The sequence below is a fragment of the Gordonia sp. (in: high G+C Gram-positive bacteria) genome, from assembly GCF_047600565.1.
GTDB lineage: Bacteria > Actinomycetota > Actinomycetes > Mycobacteriales > Mycobacteriaceae > Gordonia.
In genome coordinates this window covers 1,783,264-1,807,602 of record NZ_JASGKN010000001.1, presented here as the reverse complement: position 1 = coordinate 1,807,602, position 24,339 = coordinate 1,783,264, and the positions used below count along the sequence as shown (strand labels likewise).

General features: G+C 69.2%; 20 protein-coding genes, 4 tRNA genes and 1 riboswitch. Of the genes, 14 read left to right on the top strand and 10 right to left on the bottom strand.

The window, feature by feature from the left end; translation table 11 throughout:
- The first annotated feature begins 198 nt into the window (after positions 1-198).
- Both QM774_RS08820 and QM774_RS08815 read left to right on the top strand, forming a co-directional pair.
- Entirely contained in the window at positions 199-1,302 is a 1,104-nt protein-coding gene (locus QM774_RS08820) for a putative zinc-binding metallopeptidase (RefSeq protein WP_414975521.1), read from the top strand.
- A gap of 12 nt (positions 1,303-1,314) precedes the next feature.
- Positions 1,315-2,682 carry a wax ester/triacylglycerol synthase family O-acyltransferase gene (locus QM774_RS08815; protein WP_414975520.1) on the top strand — a complete coding sequence of 456 codons (1,368 nt, stop codon included), beginning with the start codon at positions 1,315-1,317 and terminating at the stop codon, positions 2,680-2,682.
- Here QM774_RS08815 and QM774_RS08810 read toward each other — a convergent pair.
- A complete protein-coding gene (locus QM774_RS08810) occupies positions 2,679-4,697 on the bottom strand; it encodes an NAD(+) synthase (RefSeq protein ID WP_414975519.1) in 2,019 nt (672 codons plus the stop codon). The genes QM774_RS08815 and QM774_RS08810 overlap by 4 nt on opposite strands.
- A 64-nt stretch (positions 4,698-4,761) precedes the next feature.
- On the opposite strand from QM774_RS08810, the gene QM774_RS08805 reads away from it, so the two are divergent.
- From QM774_RS08805 to QM774_RS08760, 10 genes are all read left to right on the top strand, one after another.
- Positions 4,762-5,298 carry a copper resistance CopC family protein gene (locus tag QM774_RS08805; RefSeq protein WP_414975518.1) on the top strand — a complete coding sequence of 179 codons (537 nt, stop codon included), beginning with the start codon at positions 4,762-4,764 and terminating at the stop codon, positions 5,296-5,298.
- A 66-nt stretch (positions 5,299-5,364) separates the two neighbouring features.
- On the top strand, positions 5,365-6,264 hold the full coding sequence (locus tag QM774_RS08800) for an alpha/beta fold hydrolase (RefSeq protein ID WP_414975517.1): 900 nt from the start codon (positions 5,365-5,367) through the stop codon (positions 6,262-6,264).
- A 47-nt stretch (positions 6,265-6,311) separates the two neighbouring features.
- Positions 6,312-6,384 (top strand) — tRNA-Lys (locus QM774_RS08795).
- Positions 6,385-6,478: 94 nt separating this feature from the next.
- A tRNA-Glu gene (locus QM774_RS08790) sits at positions 6,479-6,551 on the top strand.
- 36 nt (positions 6,552-6,587) lie between these two features.
- Positions 6,588-6,661: transfer RNA gene (locus QM774_RS08785), tRNA-Asp, on the top strand.
- A gap of 47 nt (positions 6,662-6,708) precedes the next feature.
- Positions 6,709-6,785, top strand: a tRNA-Phe gene (locus QM774_RS08780).
- 213 nt (positions 6,786-6,998) lie between these two features.
- A complete protein-coding gene (locus tag QM774_RS08775; RefSeq protein WP_414975516.1) occupies positions 6,999-9,272 on the top strand; it encodes a hypothetical protein in 2,274 nt (757 codons plus the stop codon).
- Positions 9,272-10,546 (top strand): LGFP repeat-containing protein, encoded by a 1,275-nt coding sequence (locus QM774_RS08770; protein ID WP_414975515.1) that lies wholly within the window; start codon positions 9,272-9,274, stop codon positions 10,544-10,546. Before QM774_RS08775 ends, QM774_RS08770 begins: the two co-directional genes overlap by 1 nt.
- Before the next feature lie 125 nt (positions 10,547-10,671).
- Positions 10,672-11,229, top strand: coding sequence for a YceI family protein (locus QM774_RS08765; RefSeq protein WP_414975514.1), 558 nt, complete (start codon positions 10,672-10,674; stop codon positions 11,227-11,229).
- Between the two features lie 75 nt (positions 11,230-11,304).
- Positions 11,305-13,158 carry an adenylate/guanylate cyclase domain-containing protein gene (locus QM774_RS08760; RefSeq protein ID WP_414975513.1) on the top strand — a complete coding sequence of 618 codons (1,854 nt, stop codon included), beginning with the start codon at positions 11,305-11,307 and terminating at the stop codon, positions 13,156-13,158.
- A gap of 1 nt (position 13,159) precedes the next feature.
- Here the strand turns inward: QM774_RS08760 and QM774_RS08755 are convergent, their stop codons facing one another.
- From QM774_RS08755 to QM774_RS08740, 4 genes are all read right to left on the bottom strand, one after another.
- Complete coding sequence (locus QM774_RS08755) at positions 13,160-13,792, bottom strand: alpha-ketoglutarate-dependent dioxygenase AlkB (protein ID WP_414975512.1); 633 nt, start codon at positions 13,790-13,792, stop codon at positions 13,160-13,162.
- Positions 13,793-13,846: 54 nt separating this feature from the next.
- Positions 13,847-15,031: a pyridoxal phosphate-dependent aminotransferase gene (locus QM774_RS08750; protein WP_414975511.1), complete on the bottom strand. Its 1,185-nt coding sequence runs from the start codon at positions 15,029-15,031 to the stop codon at positions 13,847-13,849.
- Positions 15,032-15,033: 2 nt separating this feature from the next.
- The gene (locus QM774_RS08745) at positions 15,034-16,677 is read right to left on the bottom strand and encodes a DNA repair helicase XPB (RefSeq protein WP_414975510.1); all 1,644 of its coding nucleotides are present in this window, start codon (positions 16,675-16,677) and stop codon (positions 15,034-15,036) included.
- A 103-nt stretch (positions 16,678-16,780) separates the two neighbouring features.
- Positions 16,781-19,096: a helicase-associated domain-containing protein gene (locus QM774_RS08740; protein ID WP_414975509.1), complete on the bottom strand. Its 2,316-nt coding sequence runs from the start codon at positions 19,094-19,096 to the stop codon at positions 16,781-16,783.
- Positions 19,097-19,164: 68 nt separating this feature from the next.
- Between QM774_RS08740 and QM774_RS08735 the strand changes: the two genes are divergently transcribed.
- Entirely contained in the window at positions 19,165-19,350 is a 186-nt protein-coding gene (locus QM774_RS08735; RefSeq protein ID WP_414975508.1) for a hypothetical protein, read from the top strand.
- A 122-nt stretch (positions 19,351-19,472) separates the two neighbouring features.
- On the opposite strand, the gene QM774_RS08730 is transcribed toward QM774_RS08735, so the two are convergent.
- The 3 genes from QM774_RS08730 to QM774_RS08720 form a co-directional block, all read right to left on the bottom strand.
- Positions 19,473-20,105, bottom strand: coding sequence for a transglycosylase family protein (locus QM774_RS08730; protein WP_414975507.1), 633 nt, complete (start codon positions 20,103-20,105; stop codon positions 19,473-19,475).
- 6 nt (positions 20,106-20,111) lie between these two features.
- Positions 20,112-20,315, bottom strand: a riboswitch (cyclic di-AMP (ydaO/yuaA leader).
- A gap of 243 nt (positions 20,316-20,558) precedes the next feature.
- Positions 20,559-21,092, bottom strand: coding sequence for a flavin reductase family protein (locus QM774_RS08725; RefSeq protein ID WP_414975506.1), 534 nt, complete (start codon positions 21,090-21,092; stop codon positions 20,559-20,561).
- Entirely contained in the window at positions 21,089-21,298 is a 210-nt protein-coding gene (locus QM774_RS08720) for a hypothetical protein (protein ID WP_414975505.1), read from the bottom strand. The genes QM774_RS08725 and QM774_RS08720 overlap by 4 nt, the downstream gene beginning before the upstream one ends.
- An 85-nt stretch (positions 21,299-21,383) precedes the next feature.
- Here QM774_RS08720 and QM774_RS08715 point away from each other — a divergent pair, with 85 nt between their 5' ends.
- The gene (locus tag QM774_RS08715) at positions 21,384-21,797 is read left to right on the top strand and encodes a cold-shock protein (protein ID WP_414975504.1); all 414 of its coding nucleotides are present in this window, start codon (positions 21,384-21,386) and stop codon (positions 21,795-21,797) included.
- On the opposite strand, the gene QM774_RS08710 is transcribed toward QM774_RS08715, so the two are convergent.
- A complete protein-coding gene (locus tag QM774_RS08710) occupies positions 21,794-22,408 on the bottom strand; it encodes a DUF2771 family protein (protein WP_414975503.1) in 615 nt (204 codons plus the stop codon). The genes QM774_RS08715 and QM774_RS08710 overlap by 4 nt on opposite strands.
- A 5-nt stretch (positions 22,409-22,413) precedes the next feature.
- Positions 22,414-24,258 (bottom strand): MFS transporter, encoded by a 1,845-nt coding sequence (locus tag QM774_RS08705; RefSeq protein WP_414975502.1) that lies wholly within the window; start codon positions 24,256-24,258, stop codon positions 22,414-22,416.
- Positions 24,259-24,339 lie beyond the last annotated feature (81 nt).

The window sequence follows — 24,339 nt, the reverse complement described above, 5'->3', positions numbered from 1 at the left end:
ACGAATCGTTTCGCAGGCGCTATGCATCCAAGGCTACGGCAACCGGGCACTCGTCCCAAGTCTGTCGGCCGGGTTTCTCGTCACGGCTTCACGGCCGCTCACATCAGGAACATCGGGTGCACGGCCCGGAGTTGTTACGGTCTCGTAGGTTTCCGGCGGGTCCGGGCGCCGGCGCGGCCTTGTGACACGATCGGTGCCATGCGCGCATTCGCCTGCCCCGTCTGCAACGAGTACGTGCCCTTCGATGCCGATACCTGCGGCAACTGCTCGACCCCGGTCGGTATGTATCTGGCGAGTAAGGCGATGGTCGCGCTGGACGGTGAGGCGGCCCTGGACCGGGGGACGGCCGTCGCCCGCTGCAGCGAGCACGCCGCGACCGGATGCAACTGGGTGGTGGAGGTCGACGCCGAACCGGTCGACATGCCCGACGATCGCCGGGGGCGGTGTCTGGCGGACTCGCTGATCCGCCGGGTTCCCGCGCCGGGACACCCCCACGCGAAGGAGCTGGCCTCGACGGCGCAGGTCCTGCGCCGGCTGGTCTTCCAGCTGTTCGACCTGAACCTCCCGATCGAGCCGTTCTGGATGTACGACGGCGGCCTCGGGTTCGACCTGCTGTCCAGTGAGACCTCCGACGATCCGGTGGTGATCGGGCACGCCGACGGCATCATCACCATCGATCTGGCCGAGTCGATGGACGACTACCGGGTGGCGCAGCGGGTGAAGCTGGGTGAGCCGTACCGGACCATGCTCGGCCACTTCCGGCACGAGTCCGGGCACTACTACGAGCACCGCCTGGTGGAGACCCCGCCGGGGGAGGAGCGGTATCTCGGTGACTGCCGGGCCTTGTTCGGCGACGAGCGCGCCGACTATCAGGCGGCCCTCACCCGGCACTACGAGGAGGGCGCTCCGCCGGGCTGGCAGTCGCAGTACATCTCCGAGTACGCGACCATGCATCCGTGGGAGGACTTCGCGGAGTGTTTCGCGCACTATCTCCACATCACCGACACCATCGACACCTGCCGGGAGGCCGGCATGGTTCTGCACGCGGACCGGGCGCGTTTCAACGAGCCGCACGATGTGACGCCGCTCGAGAACTACGACGACGTGCCGGTCGCCAAGCTGCTGTTCGACTGGAAGTGGATGTCGCTGTTCTTCAACCGGGTGAACGCGTCGATGGGCAAGGGTGCCTTCTACCCGTTCGAGCTGCCGCCGCCGGTGGTCGGGAAACTCGGATTCGTGCACCGCGTGGTGCGCGATACTGCTCGGGAGCATTCGGCGGGCGTCAGCGACGCCCGCGCCTGACGGAGGAGATCGATGGAGCGGCTGAGCGCCCTGGACGCCTCATTTCTGTATCTGGAGTCGCCGACGCAGGCGATGAACGCGGCGGTGATCGTGCGCGTCGATCCGTCGACGGTCCCGGGCGGCTACTCGTTCGACAGTGTGCGCGCGGAGGCGGCACGCCGGATGCGGGCCCTGCCCCGGTTCCGGCGGCGGCTGGCCGACGCGGTCACCAATGTCGACCGGCCGGTGTGGGTGGAGGACCGCGACTTCGACGTCGACCGGCACATCCGGCGACTGGCCGTACCGTCGCCGGGCGGGCCGGTGGAGACCGCCCAGACCTGTGAAGCTCTGCTGGGGCGGACACTGGACCGGTCCCGGCCGCTGTGGGACCTGTGGGTGGCCGAGGGGCTGGCCGACGGCCGGGTCGCACTGATGCTGCGGGTGCACCAGGCGATGCTCGACGGCGACACCGTGACCGACCTGCTCGCCGAACTGCTGACCCCGACACCCCAGCCACCGGTCCTGCAGGCGAAGGATGTGAAGGCCTCGGCCGGCGAGGCGCCGCTCGCCGAGATCACCGTGTCCGGCGCGATCAACGCACTGGTGCAACGGCCGCTCGCCGCCGCGCGACTGGTGGGCAAGACGCTGCCGGTGCCGTGGCAGTGGCTCAAACGGATCGGGGCGAGCGGCTCGCCGTTCCCGGCGCCGCGCACCCCGTTCGACGGAGCGCTCACGGCTCAGCGGTCGATCGCGCTCGGGCGGCTGCCGTTCGGCGACTGCACCGGGGCCGCCGACCGGTACGGTGCGACCGTCGACGACGTGGTGCTGGCCGTGATCGCCGGCGCCCTCCGCGGCCACCTGTCCGAGCGCGGCGCCCTGCCGTCGGCGCCCCTGGTGGCGCTGGCATCGGGGGCGAACGGCGACGGCCGGTCCGAACTGGTCACCCGGCTGCCCACCGACGTCGACGATCCGGTCGAGCGCCTCCGTGCGGCCGCGTCGTACACCGATCGGGCGCGCCGCGGCGGCGGCGACGTCGATCCCGAACTGCTGCGAGCGTTCGCCGAGGTCACCCCGGGATTCACCCTCGGTGCACTGAGCCGGCTGCACGCCGACCGGCGGGTGTCGGGACTGCGGCCGCCGCTGTGCAACCTGCTGATCTCACGGCTGGACGGCCCGGCCGGCGACGCCTACCTGCTGGGCGGACGCGTCGACGCCGTGCATCCGCTGGTGCCGATCTTCCACGGACTCGGTCTGGCGGTGACGCTGTGCGTGACCGGTGACGACCTGAACGTCGGCATCGTGACCTGCCCGGACCTGGACACCGACGTCGGAGACCTGGACGCGCGGCTCACCGAGCAGCTCGCCCTCCTGACCGGCGACGACCAGTCCGGCGCTTCCTAGTCCAGCGCGTCGAGCCAGGCCGTCGCGGGCGCGTCGGACGGCTGACGCCAATCGCCGCGGGGCGACAGCGAACCGCCCGAACCGATCTTCGGCCCGTTGGGCATCGCGGTGCGCTTGAACTGGCTCGACATGAACCGCTTGAGGAACACCTTGAGCCAGCGCCGGATGGTCGCCGCGTCGTACTCGTGGCGTTCGGCGTCGGTCATCAGCGGCGGCCACAGGCCGGTCGACGCGTCAGCCCACGCCTGCTGCGCCAGATACGCGATCTTCGACGGCCGGTAGCCGAAACGGGTCAGGTAGTAGAGGAAGAAGTCGTGCAGTTCGTACGGGCCGACCGCATCCTCGGTGCTCTGGATCGCGCCGTCTTCGCCGGCCGGCACCAGCTCGGGCGAGATGACGTCGCCGAGGATCTCCTGCAGCGCTGCCGTCGTCTCGTCCGCGTACGAGCCGGTACCGATCATCCAGCGGATCTGATGCTGGATCAGCGACTTGGGGACCGAACCGTTGACGTTGTAGTGCGACATCTGATCGCCGACGCCGTAGGTGCACCAGCCGAGTGCCAGCTCCGACAGATCGCCGGTGCCCAGGACGATGCCGCCCACATAGTTGGCGATACGGAACAGATGCGAGGTGCGTTCGCCGGCCTGCACGTTCTCGAAGGTGACGTCGTAGACGGGCTCGCCGGACGCGAACGGATGTCCCAGATCGGCCAGCATCTGCGCGCACGACGGCCGGATGTCGAGTTCGTGACCGTCGACGCCGAGCGTGTCCATCAGGACGTGGCTGCGGGCCAGTGACGCCGAACCGGTCGCATAACCGGGCATCGTGTACGCCTTGATGTTCGTCCGCGGCAATCCGAGGCGGTCCATCGTCTCCACGGCGACGAGCAGCGCGAGCGTCGAGTCCAGGCCGCCGGACACCCCGATCACGATCTTCTCGATGCCGGTGGCGCGCAGACGCTGCGCGAGACCCTGCACCTGGATGTTCATCACCTCGCGGCACCGGCGGTCGAGGTCGGCGCCGCCGGCCGGCACGAACGGGAAACGCGGCACCACGCGGCGCAGCGCGTCGTCGGCGTCGTCGAGGTCGCCGAGGGTGAAGCCGACACGGCGGAACTCGCCGGCCCGCTCGGCGAAGTCGCCGACCTGGTCGCGCAGGCTGATCATCCGGGCCCGTTCCTGGCGGAGACGGTCGAGGTCGACGTCGGCGACCACCGTCTGCTCGGACATGGAGAACGGCTCGGTGCGGGTCAGCAGTGTGCCGTTCTCGGTGATCAGGGCGTCGCCGTCCCAGGCCAGATCGGTGGTCGACTCGCCGTAACCGGAGGCGACGTACACGTGGGCGGCCACGCAGCGCGCCGAATGCGCCGACGACAGCGCCTCCCGGTAGGCCTCCTTGCCGACGGTCACCGGACTGCCCGACAGATTCAGCAGCACCGTCGCCCCGGCCAGCGATGCCCACGTGCTCGGCGGGATCGGCACCCAGCCGTCCTCGCAGATCTCGGCATGGATACGCAGGCCCGGCAGGTCGACGGCCTCGAAGATCAGGTCGGTGCCGAACGGCACCTCCCGTCCGCCGAGGATCACGGTGTCGACCACCGCGTCGCGGGCGGCCGCGAAGAAACGCTGCTCGTAGAACTCGCGGTAGTTCGGCAGATACGACTTGGGGACCACACCCAGGATCGCGCCGTCCTGGATCAGGACCGCACAGTTGAACAGGGCGTCGTCGACCCGCAGCGGGGCACCCACCGCGACCAGCGGTCGCCGGCCCTCGGTGGCGGCGGCGATCTCCTCGATCGCGGCCATGACCGCGTCCAGCAGCGCATCCTGCTGGACGAGGTCGTCGACGCTGTAGCCGCACAACCCCAGCTCGGGGAAGACGGCGACCGCGGCACCCTCCGCGTGCGCCTTCTCGATCAGGGCGATGGTGCGCTCGGCGTTGCGCGCGGGGTCGGCGAGGGCGACCAGCGGAACGGCGGCGGCGATCCGGGCGAAGCCGTGAGAGTAAATCGACACGGCTCTACGGTAGTGGGCGCACGGCCGGTGGGCACCCGTGATGGGTCGTGGCAGCATGAGAAAGATGAAGTCCTTCCGCTACGGCGCCGCCGCCGTCCTCACCCTCCTCGTCGCGATCCTGGGTCTGTCGACCGCGGGACCGGCGTCCGCGCATTCGGCGGTGGTCGGCTCCAGTCCCGAGGACGGGGCGAAGCTGGACCGGTCGCCGGGCACGGTGTCGATCGAGTTCAACGAAGACCTGCAGCCCGAATACGCGATCCTCAAGGTGGTCGGGCCGGACCGGCACTTCTGGCAGCAGGGCGATGCCGTCGTCACCGCCAACACGGTGTCGGTGCCGGTCAACGGCCTCGGGCCGGTCGGCGAATACAAGATCAACTACCGGGTCACCTCCAAGGACGGCCACCCGGTGCAGGGGCAGCGGGTGTTCGAACTGACCGTCGCCGGCACCGGTCAGCCGGGGCCGCTCGCCGACCCGGAGGAGACGAAGGCGCCCGGTTCGGCCGGGGTGAACCCGTGGTGGTTCATCGCGCCGGCCCTGGTCGTCGTCGCGATCGCAGCGGCGGCGCTCGCCCTGCGTCTGCGTCGCCGCGACGACGCCTGAGAACACGCGGCCGATCGTCATCGGTCTCACAGGACGAACCAAGGTTTCGCGAGTAACTTCGTACACGTGGTGAAACGACTCGGATCCGTCACACGGGCGATCGGCCACGTGGTTCGGCCGCACCCGGTGCGGTTCCTGCCCACCGGCCGCTATCTGGAGTTGCCCGGCCGTGGCACCACCTACATCACCGACTCCGGGCCCCGCGAGGCGCCCGCCGTCTTCCTGCTGCACTCGGTGGCGACCACCGGCATGCTCTGCTGGTATCCGGTGATCCCGGAACTGGCCTCCGACCACCGCGTCATCACCATCGACCACCGCTGGCACGGCCGCGGCATCCGCTCCGACGAGGAGTTCACCCTCGACGCCTGCGCCGACGACGTGGCCGCGGTCGCCGACCAGCTCGGCGTCGACGGCTTCGTGGCCGCCGGCTTCTCCATGGGCGGTGGAATCGCGCAGCTCGCGTGGCGCCGGCACGCCGACCGGGTCCGCGGCCTGGTGCTCTGTTCCACGGGACCGTACTTCTCCAGCATCGACCCGGAGGAGCTCGAGAAGGACCGGCGGATCGCGCGGCTCGCCGCCCGCCTGGACCGGTTGACCCCCACCCCGTCCGAGGCGCGCCTCGACGACTGGCGCCGCCACCCGGCGACCTGGGCGATGACCCAGTTCCTGTCCACCCCGATGGCCAAGCTGGGTGAATTCAGTCAGGCCATGGCGCGATTCGACTCCCGGGACTGGCTCGGCGAGATCGACGTCCCCACCTCCGTGGTGGTCTCCACCCGCGACAAGACGGTCCCGCCGCAGCGGCAGGGACTGCTCACCGACGGCATCCGGGACGCCGCCGAGTTCCCCGTCGACGGCGGTCACGCCGTCTGCGTGCTCGGCGCCGACAAGTTCATTCCGGGATTCACCGCGGCCGTCCGGTCGGTGCTGGCGCGATCGGCGCCCTCGGGCCTGATCATCGCCTGATCGCGACACGGTAGACTTCGCACCGCCCTCCTCACCGAGGGCGCCCGGCCCCTTTAGCTCAGTTGGTAGAGCTACGGACTTTTAATCCGCAGGTCCTCGGTTCGAGCCCGAGAGGGGGCACTGCTGATGGTGCGGTTTCGTGTGTTCACCTGCCGATTTGTGAATCTCGAAGTCCGTGCCATAAGCTAGGCAAGCTCCCAACGAGGAACCACCGGCCCCCTTCGTCTAGCGGCCTAGGACGCCGCCCTTTCAAGGCGGTAGCGCGGGTTCGAATCCCGTAGGGGGTACGCACGACGGCGTAGCCGTCACGCACAACAGAATATGGCCCTGTGGCGCAGTTGGTTAGCGCGCCGCCCTGTCACGGCGGAGGTCGCGGGTTCGAGTCCCGTCAGGGTCGCTTCAGGTTTTCGGCAATCAGCTCATCGAGCGAGTCGGCAGCCTTCTGGCCAGGTAGCTCAGTTGGTACGAGCGTCCGCCTGAAAAGCGGAAGGTCGCCGGTTCGATCCCGGCCCTGGCCACCAGCGGATCACCGAGAACGCATAGAGGACCCCTGCATCGCAGGGGTCCTTTTCTCATCCCGATTTTCACCTGTGAGAATTCTGTTCACCGTGGTCGCAGTGATGCCATTTTCTCATCCGACGTCACGTGAGTAACATTCGGCGACTACATTCTTTAGGTGAAGTGCGGTCGATCAGCCGCGCCCGTGTGAAGGTAACCATGTCTTAGGAGGCACGGTGGCGACGAATAACCCTCAGGACGGGGCCCCGAAGAAGGCGGCCCCCCGCACTCCAGCCGCGAAGAAGGCCGCCCCCAAGGCGCCGGCCACCGGCAACACCAATGTCGTCGACAACGTCGTCGACCGTGAGTTCACGGTCGAGCGACTCGTCGAGAACCCCGTCGAGAAGGTCATCGACAAGCCGGTGACCGTCGAACGGAAGGTCGAGCGACTCGTCGTGGACACCGTCGACCTCGTCGTCGACAAGCCGACCACCGTGTCCCGCCTGGTCGAGCGCCCCGTCGTCACCATCACCGACGACGTCACCGATAAGCCCGTCGAGGTCTCCCGCCTGGTCGAGCGCCCCGTCGTCAACATCCGCGACGACATTCAGGACCGTCCCCTCGACATCCCGCGACTGGTGGAGAAGCCGGTCGTCACCGTCGTCGACAACGTGACCGAGAAGCCGGTCGAGGTGCCGCGCCTGGTCGAGAAGCCGATCGTGACCGTCGTCGACAACGTGACCGAGAAGCCGGTCGAGGTGCCGCGCCTGGTCGAGAAGCCGATCGTCACCCTGGTCGATGACGTCGTCGACAAGCCGATCGACATCTCCCGCGTGGTCGAGAAGGTCGTCGTCAACGTGGTCGACGAGATCAGCGAGAAGACCGTCGACGTGCCGCGTCTGGTCGAGAAGCTGGTCGTCACCCTGGTCGACGAGATCACCGAGAAGCCCGTCCAGGTCGACCGCATCGTCGAGAAGCTGGTCGTCGACATCCGCGACAAGGTCGTCGACAAGGAGGTGACGGTCGACCGCATCGTTGAGAAGCCGATCGTCAACGTCGTCGAGAAGGAAGTCGAAGTCCCCGTCGAGATCATCGTCCAGAAGCCGGTCGAGAAGATCGTCGAGAAGGTCGTCGAGGTCCCGGTCGAGAAGATCGTCTACAAGATGGTCGAGAAAGAGGTCGAGAAGACCATCGAACTCGTCCGCGAGAAGCCGGTCGTCAAGCAGGTCGAGAAGGAAGTCGACAAGGTCGTCGAGCGGGTCGTCGAGAAGCCGAACATCGTCGAGAAGGTCATCGAGCAGCCGGTCGACAAGACCGTCGAGCGGATCGTCGAGAAGCCGAACATCGTCGAGAAGGTCATCGAGCAGCCGGTCGACAAGACCGTCGAGCGGATCGTCGAGAAGCCGAACGTCATCGAGAAGCTGATCGAGAAGGACGTCGACAAGACCGTCGAGCGCGTGGTCGAGAAGCCGAACATCGTCGAGAAGGTCATCGAGCAGCCGGTCGACAAGACCGTCGAGCGGATCGTCGAGAAGCCGAACATCGTCGAGAAGCTGATCGAGAAGGACGTCGACCGGACCGTCGAGCGGATCGTCGAGCAGCCCAACATCATCGAGAAGGTCATCGACAAGCCCTTCGACCACGTCGTCGAGCGGGTCGTCGAGAAGCCGAACGTCATCGAGAAGGTCATCGAGAAGCCCGTCGACAAGGTCGTCGAGCGCGTGGTCGAGAAGCCGAACGTGGTCGAGAAGGTCGTCGACAAGCCGGTCCAGCACACGGTCGAGAAGATCGTCGAGCGCCCGGAGATCGTCGAGAAGGTCGTCGAGAAGCCGGTCACCCGCGAGTTCGAGAAGGAGGTCGAGAAGCCCGTCATCGTCGAGAACGTCGTCGAGAAGGAGATCAAGACCGTCGCCGAACGCATCGTGGAGAAGCCGGTCTACATCGAGGTCGAGAAGGTCGTCGAGGTCCCGGTCTACGTCGAGGTCGAGAAGGTCGTCGAGAAGCAGATCGAGCAGGAAGTCGTGATCGAGAAGCCGGTCTTCGTCCGCAAGGTCGTGGAGAAGCCGGTCGAGCACGTGGTCGAGGACTCCGAGACCCGCAGCACGATCACCCATCAGGCCGCACCGGTCACCGCGCCCGAGGCCGAGATCCTCGCGCACGACGACAGTGCATCGCGCTGGGTGGAGCGGGGAACCGGCAAGCATCCGCAGGACAACATCGCCGGTCGTCACTCCGCGGTCGAGCCGATGAACGCCACCTACGAGGTGCCGGCCGGCACCGAGCTGACCTACGAGTTCAAGGGCAAGCAGGTTCCGGTTCCGGCCGGTGCACGGCTCCCGCTCGCCGACGTCAACGAGGCGCCCGCCGGCTTCGTGATCAAGGGCAACGCCGATTCCGGCCTGTACCACACGCCCGAGTCGCCGGCGTACGCCGCGACCGTGGCGGAGATCTGGTTCGACACCGAGGAGTCGGCCCAGGCCGCCGGGTACCGGCATCCGAAGAACTACTGATGCCCGGCCCAGCGCGAAGCCTGGTTCGATCCGCGGCCCTCGCGGCGCTGGCGCTGCTGTTCGGTCTGACCGGACTGCTCGGCGCCGGTTCCGCGCACGCCGACCAGCTGTCGGACACGACGGCGGCCATCGACCAATACGCCGCCGACCCGACGCACCAGCAGGGACTGGGGGCACCGATCGGTGCCGTCGTCCTCGCCGGTGACGGCGGCTATCGCGACTACGCGGGCGGGTCGATCTACACCTCGCCGTCCACCGGGACGCATGCCCTCTTCGGCGCCATCGCCCAGAAGTTCCGGCAGACCGGTGGCGTCGACACCATCGGCTTCCCGACCTCCGACGAGCAGCAGGCCGGGGACCTGGGCCGGTTCTCCGACTTCGATGCGGCCGACGGGGCGGCCATCTACTGGCGTCCCGATTCCGCGGCGGTCCTGCTGACCGGCGGAGTCCTGCGCGCCTGGCGCGCCTCCGGCGGAGTCACCGGTCCGTTCGGGTTCCCGGTGTCGGACACGGTGGACGCCGGCCACGCCGACGTCGCGAACTTCGCCGGCCCGAACGGCACGCAGATCGTGTGGTCGAACACCGGTCTGACGACCGTTCCGGCGGAACTGGCGACCCAGTTCCCGCAGATGGCCCAGGACGCGGGGGAGCGGCATGCGGCGGTACCGACCGTCGAGGTGCCGGCGTCGCAGGAGCCGGTCTGGAAGGACTGGCGGACGATCACCGGCACCCTCGGTGGTCTCGCCGTCGGCGCGGCGGCCGGTGCCGCCGTGGGTCGGCGCAGAAAGAAGACCGTGCAGGAGGGGACCGTGAACGACACAGCGAAGAACACCGCGGCGACCGAGGCCGCCGTGAGTGGTCCAGACGCCGTGGTCGACCACTCGCCGATCATTCGCGAGCCGGAACCGGTGGCGCTCGACCCGGCACCGATCGACGACGACCGCGTGGTGTTCGCGAGCAGCGAGGATTCGGCGCTGGTGGTGCAGTACGCGTCCGTCGACGGTCCGGCACTGAAAGTCGAGTACGAGAACAACGCGGTCGGCGATACGGCGGAGAGCGGCGTGGACAAGACGATCGCCCGGCTGACCGACGACGACGCCGCGTCCGCGACGACCGCCCGGAAGACGGCGGCTGAGAAGGCCCCGGCCAAGAAGGCTGCCGCGAAGAAGACCGCCGCGAAGAAGACGCCGGCGAAGAAGGCCGCGGCACAGAAGGCTCCGGCGAAGAAGGCGGCGTCGACGGAGGCTCCGGCAGAGAATCCGGACACCGAGTAGAGGAATCGACCCGGGCCGGAAATAAATCGGACCGCAGTCCGGTTATGATCGGTGTGGTGTTCGGCGAACTCGATGAGCGACCCGACCCGCACCGACCCGAACCGCACTCTCTCAAGGAGCCCGTCATGACCGACGTCAACGCATCCGCCAGCCTCCTGCCCGCCGGCACCTGGACCATCGACCCCGCCCACTCCACCGTGGGCTTCTCCGTGCGCCACCTGATGGTGTCGAAGGTGCGCGGCACCTTCCAGACCTTCAGCGGCGCGATCACCGTCGCCGAGGACGGCACCCCGTCCGTCGAGGCCACCATCGACGTCACGTCCATCGACACCGGCAACGAGCAGCGCGACGGCCACATCAAGTCCGCCGACTTCTTCGACGCCGAGAAGTACCCTGAGGCCGTCTACAAGTCGACCTCCGTCGAGGCCGACGGCGACGACTTCGTGGTCCATGGCGACTTCACGCTGAAGGGCGTCACCAAGCCGGTCGACCTCACTTTCGAGTTCAAGGGCGTCAACCCCGGCATGGGCCACGGTCCGGTCGCCGGGTTCGAAGCCACCACCGTCATCAACCGCAAGGACTTCGGCATCGACATCGAGATGCCCCTGGAGACCGGCGGCACCGTGGTCGGCGACAAGATCACCATCACCCTCGAGATCGAGGCCGGTCAGGCCCAGGGCTGACCTGGACTTTCGTCACCCATCACCTCCCCCGCTCGGCTACGCTTGCGTCCATGCCGAGCGGTGGGAGGTGACTGTGTGGAGAAGAACGCACCCCGCGAGTTCTTTCACCGGTCACTGAACCGTCTCGACCGACTCAAGCCCCTTCAAGCCGCCCACGGCGAACTCCACGCCGATCAGCCCGAACTCGCGTGGGCGGACCTCGACGACGACGAGCGCCGTCGCCTCGTCCGCCGCGGATCGGTGATCGGCGCCCTGATGGGCGTGTTCGCGAAAGTGCTCATCGCCCTGGAGACCGTCGTCCTGGTGCTGTTGACGTTCACCGGCGGCCGCCTGACCCTGGACCTGCCTCGCGGCCGACTGCACCTGGTCGACCTGCTGATCGGTGTCCTGGTCGGATCGGTGATCAGCATCGTCTTGTCGCAGATCGTGATGCGGTCCTACTTCCGCTGGTTCATCGCGGGAGCGCCGCCCCAGCCCGGCCAGCGGCGCCGCGTGGCGGCCCTGCCCTGGCGGCAGGCGCTCTGCGACACCGCCGGCTGGGTGTGCGGCTTCGGCATCTACGCCCTCATCTCCGGGGTGTGGAACCACTATGTGATCGCCGCCGCCGGCGCGACCGCGCTGGCCGCCGTCACCTCCGGCTGCCTGTCCTACCTGTTCGCCGAGGCGGCGGCCCGGCCGCTCGCGGTGCTGGCGCTGGACGGCGAGCCCGAGCCGGTCGTCCTGCACGGCGTGCGCGAACGGATGCTCGTGGTCTGGACCGTCGGTGCCGCCGTGCCGATGGTGGGCCTGCTCGCGATCAACGCCGGCCGCTGGGCGAACTGGCTGCCGCCGGCCGACGGCCGGGTCGACTGGGCCGTGGTGTTCCTCGCGTTCCTCACCCTCGCCTCCGGACTGCAGGTCGTGTCGCTGGTCGGACGTGCCATCGCCGACCCGCTCACCGAGATGCGTGAGGTCGTCGAGGCCGCCACCGACGGCGACCTCGACCGCCGCGTCGACGTCTACGACACCTCCGAGATCGGTGTTCTGCAGGTCGGTCTCAACGACATGCTCGACGGCCTGACGGAGCGCGAGAGGATCCGCGAAGTGTTCTCCAGGCATGTCGGCGACGAGGTGGCGCAGCTCGCGATGGAGCACGACGGCCAGATGTTCGGCGCCAACGTCGACGTGGCCGTCGTCTTCGTCGACATCACCGGATCGACGGCGTTCGCCGAGCAGCGGGACCCGCAGGAGACGGCGGTGGTCCTCAACGCGTTCTTCTCCATCGTCGACGACGTGGTGTCCCGGTACGGCGGCCTGATCAACAAGTTCGAGGGCGACGCCGCGCTGGTGGTCTTCGGGGCACCGACACCCCTCGACGATCCCGCCGGTCAGGCCCTGGCCGCAGCCCGTGAACTGGGCGAGGACCTGAGTGAGAACATCCCCATCGAGTGGGGCATGGGCGTCGGCTACGGGCAGGTGTTCGCCGGCAACATCGGCTCGGCCACCCGTTACGAGTACACCGTGATCGGCGACCCGGTGAACGAGGCGGCCCGCCTGTCCGAGCAGGCCAAGGACGGCGTGTCCCGGGTGTACGCGAGCAGCGATGCCGTGGACGCGGCGGTCGCCGCCGACAGCGGGGAAGGCGGTGAGGGAGAGTTCTGGCAGCCGGCCGAGACGCGCACCCTCCGCGGGCGCACCGAGCCCACCCGGATCTTCGCACCGACCACCCTGCCCATCCGCTCCGAGCCGCCGACCCTGGGCAGCGTGCTCGCCGAACTGGTCCGTCTGCCCGGGCGACGCGCGCGGGAGATGGCCGAACAGGGCCGTCTGACCCGGCAGCAGGGTCTCAAGAGCCTGTGGACCGACGCGAAGAGCATCCCGGACGTCGACGAGGCGGTCCCGGACGATGCGACACTCGACGACGACGCGCTCGCGGCCCCCGACGACTGATTCAGCGGACGCCGGCCGGACGGAACTGGATGGAGATCCGGGGTCCCGCGGCTCGCATCTTGGGTACCGCGTGGTCCCAGGTGCGCTGACACGATCCGCCCATCACCAGGAGGTCGCCGCTCCCCAGGGTGAAGCGGATCGACTGCCCGCCGCCGCGCGGCCGCAAGGCGAGAACCCGGGGCGCCCCGAGCGACACGATCGCGACGAGGGTGTCGGAGTGCTCGCCACGGCCGATCCGGTCGCCGTGCCAGGCGACGCTGTCGTCGCCGTCGCGGTACAGACACAGGCCCGCCGTGCGGAAACCCTCCGGCAGGGTCTCCCGGTAGCGGACCGACAGCGCATCGCGCAGATCCTCGAGCAGCGGGTCCGGAAGGCGCTCGTCGGCGTCGTAGTAGCGCATCAGTCGCGGGACGTCGACCACCGAGTCGTACATCGTCACCTGTTCGGTCCGCCACGGCACGACCGCGCTGAGCCGGTCGAACAGCGACGACGCCCCCGTCAGCCAGCCCGGACGCACATCCACCCAGGCGCCGTAGGGCAGCACGGTCCGGCTCATTCCGGACGTCAGCGATCGCACCCCGGTCTCGGTGGCGGTGGGGTCGGCGAAGAGCGATTCCTGGATCCCGATCACCATGGATCGAGTGTATCGAACAGATGTGCGAAAAGTCGGGAGTGACCGTCGCCGTTTCTACAGCCGGCGCAGACGCTCGGCGGCGTCGGCGATGACGTCGTCGTTCTTGGCGAAGGCGAACCGGACGAGGTGGTCCCAGGGCGCGGCGTCCCGTCGATCCGCCGGATGCGGGTCGACGAAGGCACTGACCGGTACGGCGGCCACGCCGATCCGGCCCGGGAGCTCCCGGCACAGGGCGGCACCGTCGGTGAAGCCCAGGGGTCGCGGGTCGGCGAGAACGAAATAGGTCGCCTCACTGCGGTGGACTCCGAAACCCGCGTCGGCGAGGGCCTGCGAGAGGGCGTCACGCTTGGACTGCAGGTCGGTGCACGACCGCCGGACCCACTCCATCTCGGTGTTCAGAGCCAGGGCGACGGCCGGCTGGAACGGTGCACCGCCGGCATAGGTGAGGAACTGTTTGGCCGCCCGGGTCGCGGCCACGAGCTCGGCGGGGCCGCTGCACCAGCCGATCTTCCAGCCGGTCACGTTGAACGTCTTCGCCGCACTCGAGATCCGCAGGGTGCGGTCGGCCATGCTGGGCAGCGTCGCGATCGGCGTGTGGCGGCGCCCGTCGAACAACAGATGTTCGTACACCTCGTCGGCGATCACCGGGACGTCGTACTCGATCGCCAGGCGGGCGACCTCGGCCAGGTCGTCGTCGGTCAGCACCGTGCCGGTCGGATTGTGCGGGGAGTTCAGCAGCACCGCCGCGGTGTCCGGGCCGAACGCGGCGGCCAGAGCATCCCGGTCGAGGCGGAAGCCGTCGCCGTCGGGCACCAGCGGCGCGGTGCGGCGGATGCCGCCGGCCAGGGCGACGGTCGCGGCATACGAGTCGTAGTACGGCTCGATCATCACGACCTCGCGGCCCGGCTCCACCAGCCCGAGGATCGCGCCCGCGATCGCCTCGGTGGCGCCGGCCGTCACCAGGATCTGGGTGTCGGGGTCGTAGTCGAGGCCGTATTGGTCCTTCTCGTGGGAGGCGATCGCCGTCCGCAGTTCCGGGATGCCGGGACCGGGCGGGTACTGATTGCGGCCGTCGCCGATCGCCTGCCGGGCGGCCTCCAGCATGGCGGTGGGACCGTCGGCATCCGGAAACCCCTGGCCGAGATTCACCGCGCCGGTGGCCACCGCCAGGGCCGTCATCTCGGCGAAGATCGTCGACGAGAACGGACGCATCCGGTCGACCAGCGGGGGATTCTTCACGGTCAGACCAGTGGCAGGTCGTCGGCGTCGACGATCGTGTAGGCGTAGCCCTGCTCGGCGAGGAACCGTTGGCGGTGCGCGGCGTAGTCGGCGTCCAGACTGTCGCGGGAGACCACCGAATAGAAGTGTGCCTGGCCGCCGTCGGCCTTCGGCCGCAGCAGTCGGCCGAGACGCTGAGCCTCCTCCTGGCGCGACCCGAAGGTACCGGACACCTGTACCGCCACCGACGCCTCCGGCAGGTCGATGGAGAAGTTCGCGACCTTCGACACGACGAGCGTGTCGATCTCACCCTGGCGGAACGCCTCGAACAGCTTCTCCCGTTCGGCGTTGCGGGTCGAACCCTGGATGACCGGGGCGTTCAGCTCCCGGCCGAGTTCCTCGAGCTGGTCGATGTAGGCGCCGATGACGAGAGTCTGCTGCCCCTTGTGCTTGTCCAGGATCGACTTGACCACCCGCAGCTTGGACCGCGCGGTGGAGCACAGCTTGTACTTCGCGTCGTTCTCGGCGACCGCGTACTGCAGACGCTCCTCGTCGGTCATCGTCACCCGGACCTCGACGCATTCGGCGGGCGCGATCCAGCCCTGCGCTTCGATGTCCTTCCACGGGGCGTCGTAGCGCTTCGGTCCGATCAGTGAGAAGACATCGCCCTCACGGCCGTCCTCGCGGACCAGCGTCGCGGTCAACCCCAGACGCCGGCGGGACTGGAGATCGGCGGTCATCCGGAACACCGGCGCCGGCAGCAGGTGCACCTCGTCGTAGATGATCAGGCCCCAGTCGCGCGAATCGAACAGGTCGAGGTTCCGGTACTCGCCCTTCGACTTGCGGGTCATCACCTGATAGGTCGCGATGGTGACCGGACGGATCTCCTTGCGTTCGCCCGAATACTCGCCGATCTCGTCCTCGGTGAGCGACGTCCGGGCGATCAGTTCGCGCTTCCACTGCCGGCCGGCGACCGTGTTGGTCACCAGGATCAGGGTGGTGGCCTGCGCCTTGGCCATCGCGGCCGCACCGACCATCGTCTTGCCGGCGCCGCACGGCAGCACGACCACACCCGAGCCGCCCGCCCAGAACGAGTCGGCCGCCATCTGCTGGTAGTCGCGCAGGTGCCAGTCGTCCTGCTCCAGATCGATCGGATGCGCCTCACCGTCGACGTAGCCGGCGAGGTCCTCGGCCGGCCAGCCGATCTTCAGCAGCACCTGCTTGAGGCGGCCGCGTTCAGACGGATGCACCACCACCGTGTCGTCGTCGATACGGGCACCCAGCATGGGCGCCACCTTCTTGTTGCGCAGCACCTCTTCGAGGACCGCGCGGTCCAGCGACACCAGGGTGAGTCCGTGAACGGGGCTCTTGACCAGTTGCAGGCGCCCGAAGCGGCCCATGGTGTCGACGATGTCGACGAGCAGCGGCTGAGGCACCGGGAAACGGGAGAACTTCACCAGTGCATCGACCACCTGCTCGGCGTCGTGCCCGGCGGCGCGGGCGTTCCAGAGCGCCAGGGGAGTGATCCGGTAGGTGTGGACGTGTTCGGGCGCGCGCTCGAGTTCGGCGAAGGGGGCGATCGCGGCGCGGGCGGCTGCCGCCTGCGGGTGATCGATCTCCATCAGAACGGTCTTGTCCGATTGGACGATGAGGGGTCCGTCAGTCACCCGACCCATTATTCCTGACCCAGACTCCCCCGATGACGTCAGAGGTCGTCGTATGCGCGCTGAGGAACGCTATACGGGGGAGTAGGGACAGGGGGAGGGGCGGCTACAGGAGCTCGAGGCTGGTGATCCGGTGCAGTGAGAAGCGCGCCTCCCGGCCCTCCTCGTCGCCGAGCAGCTGTCCTGCCTCCAGGCCGCGCGGCCGCACGACGTGCTTGCCGGCGGTGCCGGCGGCATCGACATAGCCGAGCCGGACCGAGCGTCCGGTGCGCAACGCCAGCTGGATGAGCGCGGAGGCGCTCTCCCCGCCACCGGTGACGCGGATCTGTCCGGCCGCCGGCTCGTCGGCGCGATCGGCGGCCCGCATGCGGTCCACGACCGCCCGGGCCTGGCCGTCGTTGATCCGGGCGCGGCGGTGCGCGGGACGTCCGGACGGCGCGCGTCCGGCCACCCGGCTGCCGCCGCTGCGCAAGTCCACCAGGGATCCGGCGGAGTCCTCGCCGGCCGGGCTGAATCCGGCCGTGCGGAGCGCATCGATCACGTCGCGCACCTGCGCGGGGGAGACGGCCACCGTCGGGGCCAGCGACCGCAGAGACACCTCGGCGGCGGCGTCGCTGCGCAGCAGCTCGGCCAGCTGGGCCGGGTCCTCGCAGCGGACGAACGACGACGCCATGCCGACGCGCAGCTGCCCGTGCCGTCGGGCCACATCCTCGACCAGGTAGGTGAGCGACTGCGGCACCTGAGTGCGCGAGTGCGTGCCGAGCATCGCGATGATCTCCGCGCCGCTGCGCCCGGAGTCCAGGCCGCGCCGCAGGCTGTCCTCGCTGATCCGGTAGACCGAGGCCGCACCGCCGGACTCCAGATCGGCGATCATCTCGACCTGTTCGGCGAGCTCGGGGGTCATCGGACCGGGCACCATCAACGTCAGATCGGCCTGCACCAGAAAGTGGTCGACGGGGGTGGGCAAGGCGGTGTCCATAGCGGCCAGGACGGCGGCGCCGTCGTCGTCGGACTGCTCCAGCAGTGCACGTCCGACGGAGGTCAGCCCCTCGTGGGCGACCAGGCCCAGCTCGGTGGCCTCCCGCAGGGTCTCCCCGACGAAGCGGGTGGTCCACCGGCGGAGCTGGCGCGGATGGCGCCAGGCCAGGGCGGCGGCCAGACGTTCGACGGTCACCGGTGCGGCCGGCGGGGTCGTGCGCAGCGGCTCCAGCACCTGGCGGCGGCTGAGCGGGGCGCCCGCGTCGAACAGTTCGCTGCTCAAGGCGGCGAGGGTGTTGCCGTCGCGGTCGGTGTCGCCGATCTGCCACGGCCGTCGGGGCAGGTCGAGCCAGGCCGCGGCCGCCGACTGCCATCGACGCTCGGTGGACAGGTGCCGCCAGGCGTCAGCGGCGGGAGTCGGGGCGAAGACCTCGTCGCCGGTCCAGTTCGCCGGCTCCGGCTCGGGGTAGCCGCTGTCGATGAGGCGCTGCGCGGCGAGGATCTCGACCAGCAGTCCGACCCGCCCGACGCTCAGGCCGGTCGCCTTGGCCAGGCGTCGCAGTTCCCGGATGCCGAGTCCGCCGGAACGCAGCACGGCGGCCGGCGACCGCCCCAGCGCGGCGAGCAGTTCGGCGGCGTGCCGCAGCAGCTCCAGGGCTTCGCCGGCGCCGGCGGCGTCGACGTCCGCCGGGCCGAAGCGGCCCGGTTCTCCGCCCGGCTCGGGTTCGGCGAGATCAACGGTGATCAGCGGCGGCTCGTCCCGCAGGAGGCGGGCGGCCATGGGCGGCAGTTCGACGGTCTGTTCGTCGACCCGGGCGAGCAGACCGTCGTCGATGAGCCTTCGGACGGGCGCCGACGGATCGGCGCCGGGTGCCGCATCCCGGCTCCGGCCCAGCGGCGGGCCCGACGAGAGGGCGGTGAGGAGTTCGCGCTGACGGTCGTCGACGGTGTCGAGCCGGCCCCGGATCTCGTCCGGCGACAGCATGGACAGGGGCCCCAGCAGATGGTGAGCCCGCCAGGGGAGGGCGGAGGCCAGATGGATACCCGCGACCCAGGCGGGCTTGCGGGCGCTTCCGGTGCCCGAATCCCAGAGGAGGGCGGCGTCGGCGAGATCGGCCAGCCGGGCGTCGACCTCGGCCCGCTTGAGGCGCCTGCCGAGAAGGGCGACGATCTCGTCGCGGGTCACCGGACCGATCAGGTCGTGGTGCACGTCCCCGGACGCGGCCTCCAGAAACGCTTCGACGACCGCGACCGCCGGAAGGTCCAGGGCTTCGCCGGCCAGTGAGATGGAGGCGGCGCTGCACGCCCGCTGCGCGAGGACGCCGGTTCCGCGGGGCGGCGGTGATGCCAGGTCCGGCCGGCGCTGCAGCAACCGGGCGAGCTCGTCGTCCGTGCGCTCGGCCAGCGCCTGCGCCAGGCCTTTCACTCCACGGTCCGGATCCACCCGCCGGATTCTACCGGCGAGGCCGGGGGAAGCTCTCCGGCGCGGTCGCGTCATGGCACAATGAGCCCATGGCTAAGAAGAATGGATACGTCGACAACGGCTGGCCGGTCCTTCCGGAGGATGTCGATCACGCGGTCACCGAGTTCACCTCGCATCTCGCCGGCGCACTGTCGCCCTTCGGCGACGAGACGGTGCTGCCGGTGCCGGCGGACGATCTGCCGTTCATCCAGTCGAAGACCGTCGTCAACCGCTGAACCGGCTCGGCGCCGGACGTCGCGCGCAGCCCGCGCGGCACCGCAGACAACGAAGAACCCCCGCACCATCGGTGCGGGGGTTCTTCGTCGTCTCGAGCTGATCGAGAACTATCGAGCGGTGATCAGCGGGTGTACTGGTCGACCAGGCCCTTGTTCTCGTTGTAGATCTTCAGCTGATCCTTGTCGAGCTTGAAGCCGTGCTTCTTGGCGGCGGCCCAGGCGTTCTTGACCTCGGGGCTCTGATCCTTCACGACACCGTCGACCTGCTGGACGGCCTCTTCGGTGTTCTTGGCGTCCTTGGTGGCGCCCAGACCCTCGGTCTTGTCCTGCTTCTTGTCGAGCTTCGGCAGCTTCGGCGACGCCGGAGCGGTGCGCGGGGTGGCACCCGACAGGCCGGTGCCGCAGACGGGCCATGCGCCCTTGCCCTGCGAGGCGAGAACGCGCTCGGCGACGACGATCTGCTGCTCGCGGGTGGCCTGATCGGCGGTCGGGGCGTACTGGCCGCCACCGTTGCCGGTCCAGGTGCCGGCGCTGAACTGCAGGCCGCCGTAGTAGCCGTTACCGGTGTTGATGTGCCAGTTGCCGCCCGACTCGCACTGGGCGACCTGGTCCCACTCGGCGTCGGTGGCCGCAGCGGCGTGGCCGGCGCCCATCAGCGCGGCACCGCCACCGAGGACGGCACCGGTGAGCGCGACCTTGGCGATGGTCTTGGTCTTGTTGGTCTTGCTGGAGGTCTGCTTAGCGTGACGTCCCATGAGTTGTTTTCCTCTCTCCACGCGCCTACGAAGTCAGCTGTCGGGTTCGAGCGAGAGGTGCTCGGTCCCGTAGGACTCGCGTCTGTCGGGACTTAACCCCAAGGTCCGTGTCGCTCTCGCGACTCGCACCGGCTTCCCGGGGCGGGAAATTGGGTCCCCCGTCCTCGTTCCTGAACGTACTTGTTCTGGCTGACCCGGCGGCGGAACGAGGTTGGGCGCGGCCGTCGGGACTGTTCGGTTGTTCGACCGGCCGTCGACGGCGCGATCGGGGAGAACATTACGGAATGGTTGCGACCGATTCACCCTCATCGCCGACATGGGTTTTCGTGCCTTGACGGGGACTTTCGGCCTTGTTCGGGCATCTGTGCAGTTCACGGCACCGATAGTCGTCCCGTGGCCGGTTCGTTATCCGTTCGTTATGTGACGAAGGTCACAGTTCGATTGAGGTGATGGTCACTCGTCCTGCGGCCCCGCCGCAGCCCGACGGGCCTCGAGCGCACGGAACGAACTCGCATGGAACACCAGCGGCTCGGCCTCCGGATCCGATCGCAGCGCCTCGATACGCAGCAGCACCACCGAATGATCACCCGCCGGGTACTCGGCGTACCGGGTGCACAACAGATGGGCGGTCGCGTCGGCGAGGAACAGTGCGCCGTCGGCCTCGTCGATCGTCTCGACGCCGTCGAACCGGCCGGCCGGCGGCCCGGCCAGCCGGCGGCACAGCTCCGCCTGGTCGGCCGCGAACACACTCACGCCCAGCGCGGGCGCATCACGCAACTGCGGCCACGTCGCCGACTCCTCGCGCACGCAGACCGACACCAGCGGAGGATCGAGCGACACGGTGGTGAACGCACTGGCCGACATCCCGATCGGCCGGCCGTCGCCGTCGCGACGGCACACGGCGACCACCCCCGACGGGAAGCAGCTGTAGGCCTGCTTCAGCGCACCGGCGTCGCCGGCCGGGGCGAGCGGCCCGGAATCGCTCATCGATTGCGCCACCCGGTGCGCAACGCGAAGAACAACCCGAGCAGAAAGCCGAGGGGAGCGAGCAGGGCCAACAGGTACGTAACGGTGACGACCGTGGTGTTGGTGTCGCGGACGGCGGGGAAGAGCAGTGCCACGCTGGCCACCGCGCCGACGATCACCATGATCACCGCGGTCGCCAGCAGCGGCGACGACTTCTGGGTCTGCATGCCTTTCACGGTAGCCGGGTGCGTAGGATCGCAAGACGACAGACCGCGCCGTTTGCGCGGTTCCGACCAGTTGAAGGTGAGTGCGGTGCCGACCGGCCGAGTGAAGTGGTACGACTCCGAGAAGGGGTACGGATTCCTCTCGCAGGACGAGGGGGAGGACGTCTACGTCCGTTCCTCCGCGCTCCCCGACGACGTCGAGGAGCTCGAGGCCGGCCAGCGCGTCGAGTTCGACATGGCCGCCGGCCGCCGCGGCCCGCAGGCGCTCCGGCTGACCGTCCTCGAGCCCGCCCCCAGCGTCTCCCGCAACGTCCGCGACGCGCAGCGCAGCAGCGGCAAGCGGCACACGCCGGACGAACTGCACAGCATGATCTCCGACCTCATCACCCTGCTCGAAGGCTCCGTGCAGCCGGGACTGCGCAACGGCCGCTACCCGGACCGCAAGACCAGCCAGCGCATCAGCGAGGTCGTCCGCGCCGTCACGCGCGAACTGGACAGCTAGGACTCGCTCGACTCTCCGCGGATGCCGGGGAGTTCGGTCTCGTTCGGCACGGTGTAGCCGCCCGGGGCGGTCTTGATCGAATACATCGCGCGCGGCAGCAGTGAACCCTGGCCGGATTCGAAACCCTCCGGGGTCGTGTCCTCCAGCACCGCGGACAGCGGGGTGATCTCGACCCCCATCAGCACCCGGTCCGGGGTGGACGGCAGCAGCTGAGTGAACGTGGTGCCCGAGTGATGGATCCACTGGACGGCCTGTAGACCCTTCGGCGTCGAATACTGGGCGACCAGGCTCCACGGTCCGGCCGACACCTCCTCGGGCACCGACAGCGTCAGCGTGCTGCCGGTCGCCACCGGGAAGCCCACCGGGGTGATCGGGATCTCCGGCAGCGGCCGCGGATCGAACGGCTTGCATTCGGTGAGCTTCAGATCGCACCAGAACACCGGATCGGCGCGCAGCCCGTGGCCGTCCGCGGCGACCGACACCTGCGGCAGGTCGTCGTGATGCACGGTCTTGACCAGCACCGTGGTCAGGCCGGCGATCAGTGCGACGACGGCCACCGCCGTCGCGGCCAGCACGGCCAACGCCTTGCGGTCCTGGGGCTGCAGGCTCACTCGCCTCACTCCTTGAGATTGCGGGTCGGGGGTGTCGCGGCGAACGGTACCGTCGGCTCGGCGTGGTCCGGACGGCGGCCGCCGATACCGGGGACCAGGGTGGCACCGCGCGAGGTGAACACCGTCTGCGCCAGACCGATCACCATCAACGCCGAGATCACCGTGAAACCGATCCATAGGGTGGGCGGCAGCAGCACGCCCAAGCCGGCGCCGAGCACCCAGCACAACTGCAGCACCGTCTCGGAGCGGCCGAACGCCGACGCCCGCGACGCCTCGGGCAGATCGTCCTGGATGGTCGAGTCGAGGCACACTTTGCCGACCGCACTGGTGGCCGACCCGACGAAGGCGGCGATCACCACGAACAGCAGGTTTCCCAGCACCGCGGCGAGGATCGCGGCGACCGTCGCCCCGGCCGTGCACGCGACGACGATCGTCGGCGGGGTCTTCAGCTCGAGCCGGGTGCCCAGACCGTTGCCGAGGAAATTGCCGACGCCGGCGGCCGCGCCGACCGCGCCCAGCATGGCGATCTGCTGCCAGCCGGTGTGCCCCTCCTGGCCTTTGGCGTAGAACGCGACGTAGATGGTGAGGAAGCCGGTCAGGATGCGGATGGTGCCGTTGCCCCACAGGCCGGTGACCACCGACCGTCCCAGCGGCTGCCGGATCCTCGCCGCCAGATTCGCCGAGATCTGCCGGGCGCCGCGCTTGCGCGGAGACTGCTGGTCCAGACGGTCGTCGATCGCACCCCGGTAGGTGATGGTCGTGGGCACCTCGCCTTCGGTCACCTCCACCCAGCTGGGGATCTTCATGCAGTAGTAGGCGCCGGCCACGCACAGCAGGCACAGCGCCACCATCGCACCGGGGATGTGGAACGGCATCCAGCGGCCGAGCACCATCTCGAACAGTGCGGCGATACCGCCGGCGACGATCGTGCCGCCGACCAGACCGAACACGGTCAGCCGTGAGTTCACGCGCACCAGATCGATACTGGGCGGCAGGACACGCGGGGCGACGGCCGACTTGAGGACGCCGAACGACTTGGACAGCACCATCAACCCGAGCGCGCACGGGTAGAGCACCCACTCCTTGTACTGCAACTGACCGGTCGCCGGATTCCACGTCGAGTTGAGGATGATCAGCAGGCCGAGGACCAGACGCAGACCGAAGGTGGCCGCCATCGCGACACGGCGGCCGTGCTGCAGGCGGTCCAGGAGCGGGCCGATGAGCGGGGCGATCACCGCGAACGGGGCGATGGTCAACGCCAGATAGAGGCCGACACCCACCTTCGACTCGCCGGTCGCGGCGGCGAAGAACAGAGTGTTGGCCAGCGCGACCGCCATGGCCGCGTCGACGGCCGCGTTGGCGATCACCGGCAGGGTCAGCGCCGTCAGGCCGGAGCGATCCGCGCCGTCGGCGGTGGCGGCACGGTGCACCATCTTCACGCCGCGGCCGGCGAAGTACTTGGCCCGCTGACCGGCCACCCGCACGACGGTCACCTTCTCGGGCGGCACATAGCCGCCCGGCCGGGTGTCGGCGTCGGCGAGACCCGGGCCCGACGAGTTCGGCGAGAAGGTGCGGGTGTGCGTGCGAGTGTGCTCGTCGTCGCCGAGGTAGTCGGTGTCCCCGTTCAGCGGCGGCAAATGCGGATTGTGTGTGCGCGGCGGCAGATAGGCGCCGCTCGCCGCGTCGGACCGCCGATTCCGGTTCGGGGGATCCGGTGGGTAGGCGCCCTGCCCGGGATGCGGTGCACGACGCCCGCGCTGACGCCGGGTGCGGGACTCGGACGGCGCACCCGGGGAGGCGGCGGCGTCACCGGTCGCCCGGCGGTCGTCTCGAGGGGTGCGTGCTGCCACGGCATCGATTGTTCCCTATCGGGGCGACGGGTGCGGGGACGGCACCCGGTGACCCGCCCCCGGTTTCGCGGGCGGCTGGAT

Bases quoted from the DNA above. Each gene is read 5' to 3' on its own strand.
- QM774_RS08815 (WP_414975520.1), top strand. From the start codon at position 1,315: ATGGAGCGGCTGAGCGCCCTGGACGCCTCATTTCTGTATCTGGAGTCG.
- QM774_RS08770 (WP_414975515.1), top strand. From the start codon at position 9,272: ATGCCCGGCCCAGCGCGAAGCCTGGTTCGATCCGCGGCCCTCGCGGCG.
- QM774_RS08725 (WP_414975506.1), bottom strand. From the start codon at position 21,092: ATGAGCGATTCCGGGCCGCTCGCCCCGGCCGGCGACGCCGGTGCGCTG.
- QM774_RS08735 (WP_414975508.1), top strand. From the start codon at position 19,165: ATGGCTAAGAAGAATGGATACGTCGACAACGGCTGGCCGGTCCTTCCG.
- QM774_RS08820 (WP_414975521.1), top strand. From the start codon at position 199: ATGCGCGCATTCGCCTGCCCCGTCTGCAACGAGTACGTGCCCTTCGAT.
- QM774_RS08730 (WP_414975507.1), bottom strand. From the start codon at position 20,105: ATGGGACGTCACGCTAAGCAGACCTCCAGCAAGACCAACAAGACCAAG.
- QM774_RS08805 (WP_414975518.1), top strand. From the start codon at position 4,762: ATGAAGTCCTTCCGCTACGGCGCCGCCGCCGTCCTCACCCTCCTCGTC.
- QM774_RS08720 (WP_414975505.1), bottom strand. From the start codon at position 21,298: ATGCAGACCCAGAAGTCGTCGCCGCTGCTGGCGACCGCGGTGATCATG.
- QM774_RS08765 (WP_414975514.1), top strand. From the start codon at position 10,672: ATGACCGACGTCAACGCATCCGCCAGCCTCCTGCCCGCCGGCACCTGG.
- QM774_RS08755 (WP_414975512.1), bottom strand. From the start codon at position 13,792: ATGGTGATCGGGATCCAGGAATCGCTCTTCGCCGACCCCACCGCCACC.